Here is a 15,859-nt window from a genome sequence, read left to right as displayed (position 1 = left end):
TGTTCATGTCCGGGCTGGCCGCGGCGTTACACCGGCAGGCCCTCGGCAGCCAGCTCGCGGGCGAACCGGGCCCGGGCCCGGTGCAGGCGTACCCGGGCGGTGGTGGTGGTGCAGTCCAGGACGCGGGCGATCTCGCCCGCGCTCAGACCCTCCGCCGCCACCAACGTCAGCAGGTCACGGTCGTCGGCCCTCAACCGGCCGAAGGCGCGGGCGATGGCGATCCGGGTGCCGGCGATCGCGGAGGCCGGACGGGCGTCGTGGCCGTTCTTGGCCACGCCGGCGCGGAGCCGAGCGTTCAACCGCTCGCGTCGCCGGGCGCCGCGCGCCTGATTGGCGAGGACGTTACGCGCGATGCCGTAGAGCCAGAGTCGCGCGCTGGACCCGTCGGGCGCCTGGTCCTGGCGACGCCAGGCGACGAGGAAGGTCTCGGCCACCACGTCTGCGGCGTCGTCGGGGGACGGCGCACGGCGAAGCGCGTACCTCATGATCAGCTCGTAGTGCGCCGCGTAGAGGCGTTCGAACCCGGCGCGGTCGAGGCGAGGGCTGCCGCGGCTGGCCGTACCGTCTGTCGCCCGCATGCCCTCGCCTCACTTCAACCCTCGCTGGACGCACCTACCGTGAGATGTCCGGTTCCGCCGGGAGCGTTACACCCCGGTCCCGGATCGAACGTGCGGGCCGGCGCGCGCCTGCCCGCACGGACCGGTCAGCGGGTGATGGAGTAGAGACCGGCGAGAAGCACGGGATTCTCACCGCCGATGTCCTCCCGGGTGTTCGCGACGTAGTAGAGCACGTCGTTGCTGAACACGTTGTGACCCAGGCCGAGGGTGTGTCCGACCTCGTGGGTGGCCACGTTGTTGCGGGTGAAGGTCGTGGGCGAGTAGTAGTCGTTGAGCTGGATGCGGTGACCGGACTCGGCGAAGGCGCCGCTGGTCGCGCCGGACGGGTAGGTACGCGTCGCCCGGCCCACCCAGCCGGTGGCGCCGTAGTTGCCGGAGAACACGTCGACGCACCGGGCGCCGGCCAGGGACGGGCAGCTGTTCCAGTAGTACCAGCTGTCGATGTTCGCCACCTGGTTCCACTTGGGCACCGCTTTGCTCACCGGCCAGCTGGAGCCGGAGTGGTCGTTGAACCGGACGATCGGGTCCTCGTGTCCGTTGTTCCGCCAGAACGACACCGGGCAGGTGACCGTCCGGGCACTACCGTAGGAGCAGGAACTCGGAGCCGTCGTCGAGAAGTCGGACGACCGGGTCACCCGCACGTCGCCGTGCCCCTGCGCACGCAGGCCGGCGGCCAGCTGGTCCGGCGTGACCCCGGGCACCGGCAGGTAGGTCTGCACGATCGTGGCGTCCTTCGTGACCCGCACGGTCTGTACGGTGGCCTGAACCGCGGGATCGATCGTCGCCACCTCGCCCGTCCGGCCGCGCATCCCGGCGAGCTGCCGGTCGGTGAGCTTCGGGTAGGTGTGCAGAGAGGTCACCGGGCTCTTCGCCTTGACGCCCGGGTCGGGCGCACCCGGCCAGCTACCGTCGGGCCGCCGGGTCGCCAGATAGTCCGCGTACTGCTGGTCCGGGTCGATCGTCGTGGTGGGTGTGACGGTCGCGCCCGCTCCCGTGACGGCGTCGGCGTGCGCGGAGCCGGCCATGGCGAGTGACACCAGCACGGCGGTGGCCGCCGCCATGCCGAGGAGCCGTCGTGGCCGTTCGGAACCCTGTGCTTCGAGCATCGTTCGTCCCCGTTCCGTAGAGGGTGTGATCGCCGCTTCGGTCTGCTCGGCTGCGGCGGACGCCGAGGATGTCCGGTCCGGGCCCTGTCGTCGGACCGTGCTGGATCCATGGTGGACGTGCTGCCTTGACGTCGTCTTGCAGGACCCTTGCACGCGGCGCGCGTACGTCTGCGCGGTCGGTTAGCCGACTCCGGGTCGCCGTCGAAAGGGCCGGACAGTGTCGGACGCGTGTGAAAGTATCGGTGACGGACGATGCGTCACGGGGGTGGGCATGTTCCGGTTACTCGGTCCGTCGGGCCTCCACCTGGCCGACTCCGCGGTCGACCTGGGGTCGACGAAGCAGCGGCTCGTGTTGGCGGTTCTCCTGGCCGAGGCGGGACGCACGGTCACGGTGGCGAACCTGACGGAGCGGGTCTGGGCCGATGGGGCGCTGCTCGATGCCCGCAATGCCGTCTACACGTACGTCAGTCGGCTCCGCAGGGTGCTGGAACGGGCGGCGGTCGCCGGCGCGGAACGCGCCCTGGTGGTCCGGCGTCCAGGGGGGTACGCGCTAGACGTGGACCCCGACCTGGTGGATGTGCACCGGTTCCGGCGGTTGGTCGCCACGGGCATGCGGGACACCTCCGGCCCTGCGGCGCGGGCGATGGTGTTGCGTGAGGCGTTGGACCTGTGGCGGGGAACGCCGCTGATCGATCTTCGCGGTGGGTGGGCGGCGCGAACGCGGGCAGCTTGGTGTCAGCAGCATTTGGAGGCGACAGTGGCATGGGCGGACGCCGAGCTGCGGCTCGGCGTCGGCGCCCCGGTCGTCGGCCCGCTGGTCGAGCTGGTCGCACAGCACCCCTTCGACGAACCCCTGCTCGCCGCGCTGATGCGAGCCCTGCACAGCACCGGGCGCAGCGGGAAGGCGCTGGACCTCTACGCCCAGATTCGCCGACGGCTGCTCGGCGAACTCGGCACGGAGCCGGGCGGTGAACTCCAGGCCGTCCACCTGAGCATTCTGCGGGCAGGTCCGGTCACGACGAGCGCGACCGGGACCGATCACCCGTCCGCCGCCGGCACCAGACCGGCTCAGATCCCGCCTGCGGTCGCGGCGTTCACCGGCCGGTCGGAGAGCCTCGACCAGTTGAACGCCGTGGCGCTCGCGGCCCGGGAGGCGGCGGCCTGCACGGTGGTCGCAGTCGTCGGCACCGCCGGGGTCGGCAAGACGGCGCTCGCCGTGCAGTGGGCGCATCGGGCGGCCGGGCGTTTTCCGGACGGGCAGTTGCACCTGAACCTGCAGGGGTACGCTGCCGGCCCGCCGACGCGCGCGATCGGCGCGCTCGGCGAGCTGCTGCGGTCGCTCGGTGTGCCGAGCACGCAGGTGCCGGTCGACCTGGCGGAGGCTACGGCGCGCTACCGCTCCGTTCTCGCCGGCCGGCGGGTGCTGGTACTGCTGGACAATGCCCGGTCGGCCGACCAGGTCCGTCCACTGCTGCCCGGGAGCGCCGGCTGCCTGGTGCTGGTCACCAGCCGTGACCGACTCGGTGGACTGGTCGCCCGCGACGGTGCCCATCACCTCACCCTGGACGTGCTGACCAGCGGGGAGGCTCAGATGCTGCTGGAACGCCTGCTGGGCCACGACCGTGTCCGCGCCGAGGCCGGTGCCGCCGCCGAACTCGCCGAGGCCTGCGCCTATCTACCCCTGGCGATGCGGGTTGCCGCCGCCGACCTCATCTGCCGCCCGACCCTTGGCATCGCCGACCGGGTGGCCCAGCTTCGCGACGGCAACCGGCTCGCTGTCCTCTCGCAGCACGGGGACCGAGAAACGGCGGTCAGCGAGGCCTTCGATCTGTCCTACCGGTCGGTGTCCGCCGAAGCCCGACGCCTGTTCCGCTTGCTCGGACGAGCGCCGGGCACCGACTTCGCCGCTGCCGTGGCCGCCTCGCTCAGCGCCGCCACCCCGGCGGAGGTGGCACCCTTGCTGGACGAACTGGCTGCGGCCCATCTGATCAACGAACACGTGCCCGACCGGTTCACCTTTCACGAACTGCTCCGGCAGTACGCGAACGACCGTGCCGAGTCGGTCCAGCGGAGGCGGCGTCGAAGGCGGGCGCTTCGCGTGCGCGGACGGCAGACCGTCGACCCGACGCAGGTGCATGCCGGACGATGATCGAAAGAGGGCCGCCGGGTGTGACGGCCTTGCCTCGGTCCGGATCGAACTCTAGGAGGATCCCGCACCCGGAACTGGTGTGACCGCTAGCCGAGTACGAGGCGCTCGACCAGAGTGCACCGTGACGGGTGTACCGCTAGTCGGATTCGCCCGGTCGACGGTTCCCGAGATGCTCCTCGATTCCGGCGGTCATTCGAGCGAACTCGGCGGCCAGATCGACGCCGTACCGGTCCGCGAGGACGAGGATCGACCACAGGCAATCGGCCAGTTCATGCCCGAGCCGTTCACGAGCGTTGGCGATCTCCCGGCGTCCGTCGACAGCCATGACAAGTTTCGCGAGGTCACCGACGTCACCGACGAACCCCAACGCGAGGTCGCCGGTGTTCCACACCGCTCGGCCCGCTGCGATGTTGTGACGATCGTAGGAGTCGGCGATGGCAACGGCCCTCAGCCGCAGACTTTCAAGATCCATCTGCGCAACCTACAGCGGTTACGCCGGCCGACGTGCTGCTGCCTGCTCGATGCCGACAGGGCGGCTCGGTCCGCGTCTTCTGGCCTGCCAAGCGGTAGGTGACCCGTCCCCGGTGCCCGCAGGGCACCGGGGACGAGGCACGTTCAGGGGCTGGTGCAGGTCAGGCCGCTCGGCGCGGTGGCGCCGTCACCGGTTGCGGTGAACCCGAACGTCGTCGAGGCGTTCGGGCCGAGCGTGCCGTTGTAGGGCGCGTTCCGGACGGCGACGGTGCCGGTGGTGCCGGTGTTGACGCCGCTCCAGAGGCTGCTGATGGCCTGGCCGCCGGCCAGGGTCAGCCGGACCGTCCAGCCGTTGAGGGTGGCGGTGCCGGTGTTGGCCACGGTGACTTCGCCCTGGAAGCCGCCCGGCCAGGTGTTGACGCTGCGGTACGTGGCCGCGCAGGGGCCGCCGGTCGGCGGGGGCGTCGTGGGCGGCGTGGTGGTCGGGGGAGTGGTGGTCGGGGGCGTGGTCGTCGGCGGGGTGGTGGTGGGCGGGGTGGTGGACTCGAACTGGGAGAAGAACCGCCAGATCTCCGCCGACGTCCAGGTCCGGGAGTCGTTCGGGCTGGGCGAGCCGTCGACCGGGCTGGGCGTGTGGTCGCCGTCGAAGGCGGCCCACTGCACGGGATATCCGGCCCGGCAGCCGGTGTAGGTGGTGGTGACGTGGGTGAGGCTGCCGCGGCTCGGCTCGCGCGGGCTCTGCGCGGTGCAGCCGTTGTTGCGGACGAACGTGTCGCGCAGGGACCGGCCCATCGAGATGTTCAGCACGCTGTCGTAGATGCCGTGGATGCCGAAGTAGGCGACGGGCTGGCTGCCGCCGTTGCAGCCGCTGAGGTTGGCGCCGGACAGCACGGTGACCGCGCGGACGACTGTCGGTCGGGCGCAGGCGACCGCGTAGCTCATCGCCCCGCCGTAGCTCCAGCCGAGGGCGAAGCGCTGGGTCGTGTCGACGCAGAGGTCGTTCTCGACCTGGCGGGAGATGTCGTCGAAGAGCGTCAGGTCCCGGCCGTTGGTGTTGGCCCAGCCGTTGTCGATGCCCTGCGGCGCCACGAAGATCGTGCTGTTGTTCGACAGCGGCAGGAGCCCGTAGTAGCCGGCGGAGGCGACGTTGTTCGCCGAGCCGTTCAGCCAGTGGAAACCGAAGATCAGCCGGTAGGGGCGGTTCCGGTCGTACCCGTCCGGGATCCGCAGGATGTAGCTGCGGTTCTGTCCGCTGCTGGTGATGGTGCGGGTGCCGCTGGTGAGCGTGGGGGCCTTGCCGCAGCCCGCGGTCGCCGCGAGCGTGCCGTTCGTCGCGGCCTCCGCCGCGCCGCCGAGGCCGCCGCTCAGCGCGCCGGCGGTCGCCGCGAGGAGGACGGCCGCCGCGGCCAGGGACGATAGGAGCTGTGTACGTTTCACCATTGCTTGCCTCCGTGCCGTGGGGTGGTGTGGTGCCGGCGGTGCGCGCAGGGGTGTCCGTCGCTGCCGGGATCGCCCGCGAGGTGGCGTGGAGGCGTGGGCGTGCGGCCGGGGCCTGACGCGTCCGGCGGCCACCTGTGGCGGCTGGCAACGGCGGATCGGCCCGGACTGGTCATCGGCCGGTCGGTCGGGCGGCGAGAGCAGGTTCCTCGAAGCGCCGTGCCGAGTGGCGGGTGACCGGGAGCGTGCCCTGGCGCTCCCGCGCCAAAAGATAGCAGGTTATCGATAACATACTCAACCGCCCCGGCGGCGAGCAGGGCAGGTGTGAGCGATAACAGGATCCGGGTGGCGGTCGGTGCGGCCCGCTGGGCGGTTATCGTTCGGGCGTGCACATTCGCTTCGCCGTCCCGGCCGACCCCGCCTACCCGGGCCGCGTGGCCGCCGTGCTCAGCGGCGTCCGGCTGCGCCGGTTCGGCCGGATCGGCGCCGTGCTGGCGGCGGTCGGGGCGCTCGGTCTCGTCGTCGCCCGGACGTCCGGGTGGGGCGACCGGTTCTCGACGCTCTGGCTGGCGCTGCTCGTCGGCGGCGTGCTGTCGATGCTCTACGCGCCGTGGGTGCGGTGGCGGGCCCGACGCCGCTCCGCCGGCTACGCCGTCGAGGGCGGCTACGACATCACCGACGACAACATCATGATGCGCAGCGGCTCGGAGTCCGGCGGCATCGCCTGGGACGGCGTGGCCCGGGTCGAGGAGACGCCGGAGTTCTGGATCGTCTACGTCGGCCGGATGCCGGCCACCGTGATCCCGCGCCGGCTGATGTCCGTCGGCGACGACGAGACGTTGCGTGCCTTCATGGCCGGACGAGGGCTCCTGACACCCCGGTGAGCGCGGGCGGGCACGGCCGGCGTGCCGGGCGGCCCGTCCCGCCGTAGAGATGCACGCGGTGGTCGAGGTCGCGCTCCGGCTGGCCCCGCTCGAAGTGGTCGCGGTCCACCCAGCCGTGGCTGACGTGCACGACCCAGTCCTCGAAGTACCAGCTCGGGCTGCACGAGCAGCCGGTGAACCGGAAGTTGGCCCGGTAGCGGCCCACCTGACCCGGCGCGAGCGCGAACAGGTGGCTCGACGCGCGCGGGTGCGGGTAGGCCGTCCAGGTGGGCAGCCGGTCGACGCCGACCGTCACCTCCCGGCGGCTGAGCCACAGACCGACGGCGTGCGCGCGACCCGGGCTGCCGGCCAGCACCTCGTGCCGGGGCGCGTAGCCGTCCGCCTCGTCGACCAGGACGTCGTGGATCACCACCTCGGCCTCCGGCAGCTCCCGGGGCAGAGCCACCGGCTGGTTGAGGCCGCGCCGGGCGTTCGCGGCCGGCGCGCCGCGCGCCGCGGCCGGCCACCGGACCCGAACCCGCTGGATGAGGATCACCCCGCCAGAGTGACCCAGCCCCGCCGGGCACGCCAGCCGATTTCCTAGGCGAACCGGTCCGCCAGCGTGGTCAACCTGCCGACGTACGCGGGCCAGTCGTACTCGTCGGGGACGTTGGTGTTGGTCTCCCGCAGGCCGATCGCCGTGTCGAGCTGCTCCCGCAGGATGTCGGCGTGGCCGGCGTGCCGGGCGAGGTCCACGGTGACGTGGGTGATGATCCGGTGCAGCGTCACGGCCTGCCGGCCGGGTCGCCACCACGGCACCTGCCCCGGCGCGTCCAGCGGGAGCTGGTCGATCGTCTCGTCGGCGAACGCCGCGACCCGGCGGTAGAGGTCGATCAGGCCGTCCTTGGTCTCGTCGTCCCGCGCGTACCAGTCGGCCTGCGGATCCGCGTCGTACGCCTCCATCGGGACCAGCTCGCCCGGGGTGGGGAACTCCCGGCCGAAGGTCGGCCCGAAGTAGCCGGCCTCGACGTTGAGGCAGTGCTTCACGATGCCCAGCAGGTTGTTGCCGGTCGCGGTGCGGGGGAGCCGGGCGTCGCGTTCGCTCAGCCCGTCGAGCTTCCAGAGCAGGTCCTCGCGGGTCTCCCGAAGATAGAGGTGCAGTGCGTTCTTCACGTCGCCCAGGTCAGCCATGCCCGCCAGTCTCGCGCACGGGTCGGACACCGTGGGTCAGCCCACCTGGCTGTTGTCCTTCAGCTCACCCCACCCGTGCCAACGGTCGACCTCGATCAGCGCGCTGACCCGGGCCCGCTCGCGGCGCGGGTAGGGGTTGCCGGTGTAGTGCCGGGCGAGTCGGTCGATGTCCGCCAGGTCCACGTCGTCGCGCAGCTCGGCCACGTGCCCGATGATGCTCAGGTGGGTGTACCAGCCCTGCTCGTCAAGCACGGTCAGGGTGACCCGGGGGTCGTTGCGCAGGTGAGCCAGCCGGCGACGGCCCTCGTCCATGTTCACCAGGATCCGGCCGTCGTCCCACAGGTACCAGGTGGCCGCGGAGACCGGTTGACCGTCGGGGCGCAGGGTGGCGATGACGGCGGGGTTCGGCTTGCGCAGCATGGCGACGGCGGGCTCGGGCAGCGGCGGCTTCGACATGGCTCTCCTCTTCGCGACGGTGCTGTCTTCGCACTGTACGGACCGGTCGAGCCCGCCGCTGGGGATGCGCGGCGGCCGCCCGTCCCGGCCCCGCCGGTCCCAGGATGGGCGGTGCCTGGTTGCGCCGGCCGCCGGCGGGCACCGTTCGGGGTGCGGCCGGAGACTCCGGCACGCGGAAGGGAACCCATGACCGGCGACAAGCTCCCCGGCGGCACCTACCAGGTCGGGGACCTCACCCTCACCCGGGTCGGCTACGGCGCGATGCAGTTGGCGGGCCCGGGCGTGTTCGGGCCACCCCGCGACCGCGACGCCGCCGTCGCCGTCCTGCGGACCGCCGTCGAGCTGGGCATCCGGCACATCGACACGGCGGACTTCTACGGCCCGCACGTCACCAACGAGATCATCCGGGAGGCGCTCGCGCCGTACCCCGACGACCTGCACATCGTCACCAAGGTCGGCGCCCGCCGGGACGAGCAGGGCGGATGGCCGCACGCCCGCACCCCGGCCGAGCTGACCCGACAGGTGCACGACAACCTGCGTCGCCTCGACCTGCCGGCGCTGGACGTGGTGAACCTGCGGGTCGGCGGCCTCGACGCACCCGAGCCCGGCTCGATCGCCGAGCAGTTCGGCGCGCTCGTCGAGCTGCGCGACCAGGGGCTGATCCGGCACCTGGGGTTGAGCACGGTCACCGCGGAGCAGCTTGCCGAGGCGCAGTCGATCGCCCCGGTGGTGTGCGTGCAGAACTTCTACAACCTGGCCCACCGTGGCGACGACGAGGTGGTCGACAGCACGGCCCGGCAGGGCATCGCGTACGTGCCGTACTTCCCGCTGGGCGGCTTCTCGCCGTTGCAGTCGGACGTCCTGGACCGGGTCGCGAAGCGGTTGGGGAGCACGCCGATGGCCGTCGCGCTCGCCTGGCTGCTGCACCGCTCGCCGAACATCCTGCTCATCCCCGGCACGTCCTCGGTCGCGCACCTGCGCGAGAACGTCGCCGGCGCGGCGTTGGACCTGCCCGCCGACGCGCTCGCCGAGCTGGACGCGATCGGCGCACCGGCGGGCTGACCACCTCGGCGGCGCCGCGTGTCCGGTGCGCCACCCAGGGTAGACATCCATCGATAGAGTCGGGGCGGCCGCAGCGAGGTGACCGACCGGAGGAGGAGCCGTGAGATTCCTGCCGTCCCGATCTCGACCGATCCCCGCCGACCTGGAGCGGCGCGCGCGTTCCGGCCTGGCCCTCTTCGAGGCCGGCCAGTACGCGGCCGCCGAGCGCGCCTGGCGCACGCTGTTCGCCGACTGCGAGCGGCAGCTCGGCCCGGCCCATCCCGAGACGCTGCGCACCCTGGACCGGTGGGGGTCCGCGCTGTTCCGCCTGCGTCGGCTCGGCGAGTCGGCGCAGCGGCACCGGGAGGCCCACCACCGGGCCGCGGCCGGCCTGGGCGCCGGCGACCCGGTCACGCTGGTCTACGCCTACAACCTCGGGTGCGCGCTGGTGGTCATGCACCAGTGGGGCGAGGGCCTGCCGTTGCTGGAGGACACGCTGCGCCGCCAGCGGCGCAGGCTCGGCCAGGACCACCCGCAGACCCTCGCCACGGCCAAGACGCTCGGCGTCTCGCTGTTCATGGCCGGCGACGCCGGAGCCGCGCTGGACCTGCTGCGGTCCAGCTACGAGCGGGCCGCCCGGGCGTTCGGCCCGGACGACCCGCTGACCCGCGACATCGGCGAGAACCTGCGGGTGGCGCTGCGCAACACCCGGACGTACTGAGAGCCGCCGTGCGGGGCCCGGCGCCGGTGGTTCACCGGCTCGGGCGGGTCGCCGGCCGCCCGACGGCGCCGGCGACCGCGCGCCCGCCGGGGATCCGGCCGGCGTCGACCAGCCGTCGCACCGCGGCCTGGTGCGGCACGGCATGGCTGGTACGGCCACCCGCCCCGGACGTGGTGGTGGCGGTGAACAGCGAGTTGAGCACGGCCTCCTCGACCGAGTCCAGGACCGCGGCGATGACCGGGTCGAGCTGCGCGTCGGGAATGGCCGGTCGGCCCGGTTCCGCCGTGCTGAAGGCGATCGCGTAGTCGCCGCTGCCGTTGGCGTACGCGGCGCCGACCCGGCCCATGGCGAAGACCGCCCGGCGGGCGAGCCGCCTGAGCTGCCGTGCGTCCAGGCAGGCGTCGGTGGCTACCACGATCATGCACGAGTTGCCGGGCGGCTCGGCGCGGTCGGCCTGCGGGACCAGCTCGTCCACCGGCAGCGGAACACCGAGCACGGTCAGCACACCGCCGAAGTTGGCCTGCACCAGAACGCCGACGGTCACCGGGGTGTCCGGCGCGCCCACCACCCTGGACGAGGTGCCGATGCCGGCCTTGTAACCCAGTGCCGTGGTGCCGGCGCCGGCACCCACACACCCCTCCGGTGTCGGCCCCGCGGAGGCTCGGTCGATGGCGTCGAGCACGTGCCCCTCGGTGATCGGACGTCGGCGGATGTCCGACAGATGACCGTCGTTGGTCTCGCCCACCAGGGGGTTGAACGACAGCCCGTCCGGTCGGCGCCGCATCAGGTGGGTCAGCACCGCGTCCGCCGCCCGGAAGACCGACAGCGTGGCGGTCAACACGATCGGCGACTCCAACACGCCGAGTTCGTCCACCTGGGTGGAGCCGACCAGCTTCCCGTACCCGTTGCCGGTGTACACCGCCGCGGGCAGCGACCACCGTTGCGGGCCGAGCTGCGCCGGCACGACCGCGGTGACGCCGGTGTGCAGCTCGACACCGTCGTCGACGGTGGTGTGCCCCACCGACACGCCGGCAACGTCGGTGATCCCGTTGTGGCCCCCGGTCGGTAGCCCTCCGACCACGATGCCCAGGTCGCGGGCGCGGCGGGCGGCCAGCCTCATGACGCGGCCGAGCGGTCGTCCGCCGGCGCCGCCTGTCGTGGCTCACCGAGCCGTATCGCATTCGCCATGGCGGCGGAGCCTAGTGCCGGACGGCGGTCGAGTCACGAGCGGGCCGCCCGGGCGTTCGGCCCGGACGGCCCGCTGACCCGCGGGACCGGTTCCGGCGGGTCAGGCGCGGATGCTCCACTGCTGGTTGGCGCCGCCGTGACAGTCCCAGAGGTTGATCCTGGTGCCGTTGGCGGTGCCGTAGTTGGCGGCGTCCAGGCAGCGCCCCGACTGGACCCCGCTGATCGTGCCGTTCGCGTTCAAATTCCACTGCTGGTTGGCCTGACCGGTGCAGTCCCAGACGATCACGCTGGTGCCGTTGGCGGTGCCCCGCCCGCTGGCGTCCAGGCACTTGCCGCCCAGCACCTGCAACTGCTTGGCGGAGGTGTAGGTCCAGCGCTGCGGGGTGCCGCCCCAGCAGTCGTAGAGCTGCACCGCGGTGCCGTTGGTGGTGCTGCCGTTCGGCACGTCCAGACACCGGCCCGACCCGGTGTTCACCACCTGCACGTTCTGGTAGGTGCTCCCGCCGCTGCCCGGCGTACCGATGCTGCCGGACACCGACTGGAGCGCGCGGTACCAGACGGCGGCCATCTTGTCGTAGCCGGTGGCGGTCGGGTGGACGCCGTCGATCAGGTCGGCGGTGGTCAGCGCCGAGTGCTGGTCGACCAGGTGTACGCGCCGGCCGGCGTTCACCTTGGCCTGGACGATGCCGGGGACGGCGGCGTTGAACGTGCGTACCGCCGACTCCTGGCCCGGGTTGGCCAGCGGGATGATCTGGGCCACGAACACGTCGGCGTCGGGCGCGGTCGTGGTGATGCGGTCGATCAGCGCGGAGAGCCGGTTCGGCGCGCCGGCGACGTTGTAGTTCTGGAGGATGTCGTTGGTGCCGATGTGCAGCAACACGGTGCGCGGCCGGTAGTTGTTCAGCCAGCTGGTGATGTTCGCGTCGATCTGGTCGATCCGCCAGCCGGGGTGACCCTCGTGGTCGTGGTCGCCGAGGTTGCCCGGCCCGTTGAACTGGGAACCGACCAGGTCGACCCGGTAGCCGGCACCGGCGAGCCGCTGCCACAGACCGATCCGGTAGCCGCCGGGGACCTGGGTGCCCTCGGTGATCGAGTCACCCAGCGGCATCACCCGGACCCCACCGTTGGACTCCGCGCCCGCCGGACCGGCCGGGACCAGCAGGCCGGCGACCGTCATGGCCAGCGCGGCGAGCCACGCTCCTGCCCTCGTTCGCATGACTGTTCCTCTCAGGGACTGGTGCAGGTCAGGGACGGCGTCGACGGGGAGCCGTTCGCCAGGAAGCCGAACGTGGTCGAGCCGGCGGCGGGCACGGAGCCGTTGTAGGACACGTTGCGCACGGTTGCGGCGGAGCCGCTGGTGCTCAACGTGCCGCCCCAGATCTGGCTGACGCTCTGCCCGGTGGCCAGACTCCAGCCCACGGTCCAACCGTTGATCGCCGCGGCGCCGGCCGTGACGGTCACCTCGCCCTGGAAGCCACCGGACCAGGTGCTGGTGGTGCGGTAGCTCGCGGTGCAGGCGTCGGTGGTCGGCGGCGGGGTGGTGGGCGGCGGGGTCGTCGGCGGCGGGCTGGTCGGCGGCGTGCCGCCGCCGGTCGGGGTGAACCGCCAGTGGTCGACGTTGAACAGCGAGCCGCTGCCACCGGTGAACCGCAGGTAGAGGTCGTGGGTGCCGGTGGCGCCGCTGACCGCGCACGTGGTGTCGGTCCAGGTCTGCCACCCCCCGGTGCCGGACACCCGGCAGGTGCCCACCACGGTGCCGGTGGCGCTGTCGAGGCGGACCTCGATGGTGCCCCCGCCGGCGGCCGAGGCCACCCGGGCGGTGTACGAGGCCGCGCCGGTGCCGAAGGCCACGCCCTTGACCTTGATGTAGTCCCCGTTGTCGATCCATCCGACGTTCATCCCGCCGGCGCTGCTCGGCTCGGTCTCCACCCCGGAGCCCCAGGCGATCGTCTCGGCCTCCTGCCGGACGTACGGGTTCAGCGTGCCGACCTGCGGGGCGCCGGCGGTGGACATGCTGATCGTCGGGATGGAACCGTCCGCGCCGTAGGAGAACTTCTCCACCGCCACGGAGCGGGTGAAGCCGCCCCCGCCCGGTAGTGCCCCGTTGTGGTAGAAGAAGTACGAACCGCCCTTGAAGTCGACGATCCCGGGGTGGTTGGTGAAGCTGCTGCCCTGGGTGGGCATCACCGTTCCGCGGTAGGTCCACGGCCCCAACGGGCCGGGCGCGGTGGAATAGGCGATGAACTCCGAGCAGCACTTGGCCGCGTAGACCAGGTAGTAGAGGCCGTTGCGCTTGTAGACCCAGGGCCCCTCCTCGAAGAGGGTCGGCCGGGTCGCGTCCCCGGTCCGGGTGCCGAAGCCCGCCGTGGTCAGCGGGATCTGCGTGGGGCTGCCCGCGTACGAGGTCATGTCCGCGTTCAGCTTCACGTACCACAGGCGCGGGTTGCCCCAGTAGAGGTACGCCTGGCCGTCGTCGTCGATGAACACGGTGGGGTCGATCTCGCCGTTGCTCACCAGCGGGCGTCCGATCGCGTCCCGGAACGGGCCGGTGGGGCTGTCCGAGACCGCCACGCCGATGCCCATCTGGCCGGTCGCCCGTACGGTCATCGGCACGTACCAGTAGAACTTGCCGTTGCGGTAGACCGCCTGGCCGGCCCACGCGTCGGACTTGGCCCAGCTGAAGCTGGCGATGTTGAGCGGGGAGCCGTGGTCGGTCCAGTTCACCATGTCGTCGGACGAGAAGACCCGCCACTCCTTCATGGTGAACCAGGTCGAGTTGTCCTCGTCGTGACCGGTGTAGAGGTAGACCCGGCCGTTGTGGACCAGCGGCGCCGGGTCGGCCGTGTAGATCGTCTGCACGATGGGGTTGTCGGCCCGGGCGATCGCCGGGAACAACCCCAGCAGGGCGAGCAGGCTGGCGACCAGGGCGATCCGGCGCCTGGTCCGATGCCGGGACCGGGCTGACGTCGCTCTCCGTCGCCCCGGACCGCCGGCGACCGGGTCGGCCGCGGCGGGCACGACGAGCGGATGGGAGCGTCCGGCCCGGCCGGGCCGGAGACGGGAGATGACCATGACGGCTCCTCGGGTACGCGAGGCTCCCGGACCGTCCGTGCCGGCGAGAAGCCTCGCGGGTGGTGGATTGCCGTCGATGGAAACGCTAACAGTCGCGGCGTCGACTCAACCGCTGGAACCACGACCTCGGGACGGAGATCGTGCAGGCGGCGGGGTCGGAAATGCCGACGGTGGTGGCCTGCCGGTCACCGATGTTATCGCAAACATCGACGCCGGTAATTAGAGCACACTCCGGGAGTGACGGGGAGTCCCGCCGGGCGCCGGCACCCGGCGGACCGGCGGTCGGAGCCGCCGCGCACCAGCGGCTTCGCTCAGCGAGCCTTCTTCGTCGCCCGCTTGCGGGGCGGGGTCAACAGGTCGGCGATCGCGGCGACCGCGGCGGGGACCACCCGGTAGTAGGCCCACACCCCGCGCTTCTCGCGCTCCAGCAGGCCGGCCTCGGTGAGGATCCGGAGGTGATGACTCACCGTCGGCTGGGACAGCCCGAGCGGGGCGGTCAGGTCACTCACCGACGCCTCGCCCTGCGGGGCGGACTGGATGAGGCTGAGCAGCCGCAGTCGGGCCGGGTCGGCGAACGCCTTCAGCACCCCCGCGAGCCGTTCGGCGTCGGCACGCTTGATCGGCTCGCCGGACAGCGGCGAGATGGAAGGCATGGCGGTCTTGGCGGTTCCCACGCCGTCCATCGTCGCACCCGAACATCGACGACGCGGCGGAAACCGGGATCGGATCGACGTAACGGGCACATTCCTCGCCGGAGGTGAGCCGGCCTCAGGCGCGGCGCAGGACCAGGGTGGCGAAACCCAGCACGTCGCGGTATCCGCGCAGCCACTGGTCCCGGTGTTCGCGCGCGACCGCCAGCGCCTCCGCGGCGTCCGGGTGGCCCGGGTTGTCGAGCGCCCACTCGGTGAGCGACCCGACCCAGGACCACTCGTAGTGGTCCCACTCGGCGGCGTCGCTGACGTGCGCGTACACCGGGGTCCACCCGACCTCCTCGGCGACGGCCACCAGACCGGCGAGATCGGTGAAGTCCTCCGGCTTCGCGTCCAGCGCCGCCAGCGCCTGCGGGGTCGGCGGAGCCTGCCAGAAGCCCTCGCCGACCAGGAGGATCCCGTCCGGGTGCACGTGTCGCCCGGCCAGCCGCAGCGTCCCCGCGAATCCGTCGAAGACGTGCGTCGACCCGACACACATCACCAGGTCGTGGTCGCCGTCCGGCACGTACGCGCGGGCGTCGCGCTCGTGCAGCGTGAGTCGGTCGGCGAGGCCACGTTCGGCGGCGGCGGTCGCGGCGCGCTCCAGGGCGTACCGGCTGATGTCGACGCCGTCGGCGTGCCCGTCGGGGTGGTGGGCGAGGGCCTGCAACGCCCAGGCCGCCTCGCCGCAGCCGAGGTCGAGGATGCGGGCGGACGGTCGCCGGTCGGCCCGGCGCAGGAGCCGGTTGACGTTGACGCCGGAGATCGGCGCCGCGATCGGGTGGTGCGAGTGCGCGATGCTGCTGAGCCGTTGACGATCCACGGGGAGACAGTGAACACCACAACGGGGCGGCCGGC

16 protein-coding genes are annotated in these 15,859 nt (G+C 72.2%); 4 read left to right on the top strand and 12 right to left on the bottom strand.

What is annotated here, in order from left to right; translation table 11 throughout:
* Window positions 1–26: 26 nt before the first annotated feature.
* Together CO540_RS09980 and CO540_RS09975 are read right to left on the bottom strand one after the other, a co-directional pair.
* Window positions 27–578, bottom strand: coding sequence for an RNA polymerase sigma factor (locus tag CO540_RS09980; protein WP_099161826.1), 552 nt, complete (start codon window positions 576–578; stop codon window positions 27–29).
* Between the two features lie 125 nt (window positions 579–703).
* Window positions 704–1,723, bottom strand: a complete 1,020-nt coding sequence (locus tag CO540_RS09975; RefSeq protein WP_157779097.1) for a hypothetical protein — start codon at window positions 1,721–1,723, stop codon at window positions 704–706.
* A gap of 271 nt (window positions 1,724–1,994) precedes the next feature.
* On the opposite strand from CO540_RS09975, the gene CO540_RS09970 reads away from it, so the two are divergent.
* On the top strand, window positions 1,995–3,872 hold the full coding sequence (locus CO540_RS09970) for an AfsR/SARP family transcriptional regulator (RefSeq protein ID WP_157779096.1): 1,878 nt from the start codon (window positions 1,995–1,997) through the stop codon (window positions 3,870–3,872).
* Between the two features lie 136 nt (window positions 3,873–4,008).
* Here CO540_RS09970 and CO540_RS09965 read toward each other — a convergent pair whose 3' ends face one another.
* Both CO540_RS09965 and CO540_RS09960 read right to left on the bottom strand, forming a co-directional pair.
* Window positions 4,009–4,344, bottom strand: a complete 336-nt coding sequence (locus CO540_RS09965; protein WP_099161823.1) for a nucleotide pyrophosphohydrolase — start codon at window positions 4,342–4,344, stop codon at window positions 4,009–4,011.
* Between the two features lie 143 nt (window positions 4,345–4,487).
* On the bottom strand, window positions 4,488–5,783 hold the full coding sequence (locus tag CO540_RS09960; protein WP_099161822.1) for a cellulose binding domain-containing protein: 1,296 nt from the start codon (window positions 5,781–5,783) through the stop codon (window positions 4,488–4,490).
* A gap of 383 nt (window positions 5,784–6,166) precedes the next feature.
* On the opposite strand from CO540_RS09960, the gene CO540_RS09955 reads away from it, so the two are divergent.
* Window positions 6,167–6,664, top strand: a complete 498-nt coding sequence (locus tag CO540_RS09955) for a YcxB family protein (RefSeq protein WP_099161821.1) — start codon at window positions 6,167–6,169, stop codon at window positions 6,662–6,664.
* Here CO540_RS09955 and CO540_RS09950 read toward each other — a convergent pair.
* The 3 genes from CO540_RS09950 to CO540_RS09940 are packed head-to-tail and all read right to left on the bottom strand — an operon-like array spanning window position 6,630 to window position 8,290.
* On the bottom strand, window positions 6,630–7,199 hold the full coding sequence (locus CO540_RS09950; RefSeq protein WP_157779095.1) for a hypothetical protein: 570 nt from the start codon (window positions 7,197–7,199) through the stop codon (window positions 6,630–6,632). The two genes, CO540_RS09955 and CO540_RS09950, sit on opposite strands and share 35 nt — an antisense overlap.
* Before the next feature lie 44 nt (window positions 7,200–7,243).
* Window positions 7,244–7,834 carry a DinB family protein gene (locus CO540_RS09945; protein WP_099161820.1) on the bottom strand — a complete coding sequence of 197 codons (591 nt, stop codon included), beginning with the start codon at window positions 7,832–7,834 and terminating at the stop codon, window positions 7,244–7,246.
* 36 nt (window positions 7,835–7,870) lie between these two features.
* Complete coding sequence (locus tag CO540_RS09940; protein WP_099161819.1) at window positions 7,871–8,290, bottom strand: PPOX class F420-dependent oxidoreductase; 420 nt, start codon at window positions 8,288–8,290, stop codon at window positions 7,871–7,873.
* Window positions 8,291–8,476: 186 nt separating this feature from the next.
* On the opposite strand from CO540_RS09940, the gene CO540_RS09935 reads away from it, so the two are divergent.
* Window positions 8,477–9,352, top strand: a complete 876-nt coding sequence (locus CO540_RS09935) for an aldo/keto reductase family oxidoreductase (RefSeq protein WP_099161818.1) — start codon at window positions 8,477–8,479, stop codon at window positions 9,350–9,352.
* 100 nt (window positions 9,353–9,452) lie between these two features.
* Window positions 9,453–10,052, top strand: coding sequence for a tetratricopeptide repeat protein (locus tag CO540_RS09930; RefSeq protein ID WP_099161817.1), 600 nt, complete (start codon window positions 9,453–9,455; stop codon window positions 10,050–10,052).
* Window positions 10,053–10,083: 31 nt separating this feature from the next.
* On the opposite strand, the gene CO540_RS09925 is transcribed toward CO540_RS09930, so the two are convergent.
* The 5 genes from CO540_RS09925 to CO540_RS09905 form a co-directional block, all read right to left on the bottom strand.
* The gene (locus CO540_RS09925; RefSeq protein ID WP_099161816.1) at window positions 10,084–11,172 is read right to left on the bottom strand and encodes a P1 family peptidase; all 1,089 of its coding nucleotides are present in this window, start codon (window positions 11,170–11,172) and stop codon (window positions 10,084–10,086) included.
* A 168-nt stretch (window positions 11,173–11,340) separates the two neighbouring features.
* Window positions 11,341–12,456, bottom strand: a complete 1,116-nt coding sequence (locus CO540_RS09920) for an RICIN domain-containing protein (protein ID WP_099161815.1) — start codon at window positions 12,454–12,456, stop codon at window positions 11,341–11,343.
* Window positions 12,457–12,467: 11 nt separating this feature from the next.
* The gene (locus tag CO540_RS09915) at window positions 12,468–14,312 is read right to left on the bottom strand and encodes a family 43 glycosylhydrolase (RefSeq protein ID WP_099161814.1); all 1,845 of its coding nucleotides are present in this window, start codon (window positions 14,310–14,312) and stop codon (window positions 12,468–12,470) included.
* Between the two features lie 311 nt (window positions 14,313–14,623).
* Complete coding sequence (locus tag CO540_RS09910; RefSeq protein ID WP_091578905.1) at window positions 14,624–14,995, bottom strand: helix-turn-helix transcriptional regulator; 372 nt, start codon at window positions 14,993–14,995, stop codon at window positions 14,624–14,626.
* An 85-nt stretch (window positions 14,996–15,080) separates the two neighbouring features.
* Window positions 15,081–15,824, bottom strand: a complete 744-nt coding sequence (locus CO540_RS09905; RefSeq protein ID WP_099161813.1) for a cyclopropane-fatty-acyl-phospholipid synthase family protein — start codon at window positions 15,822–15,824, stop codon at window positions 15,081–15,083.
* Between the last annotated feature and the right edge of the window lie 35 nt (window positions 15,825–15,859).

This window comes from Micromonospora sp. WMMA2032 (genome assembly GCF_002688545.1).
Lineage (GTDB): Bacteria > Actinomycetota > Actinomycetes > Mycobacteriales > Micromonosporaceae > Micromonospora > Micromonospora sediminicola.
The sequence above is the reverse complement of the archived record's forward strand: the minus strand, read 5'-3'. Positions and strand labels throughout refer to the sequence as shown.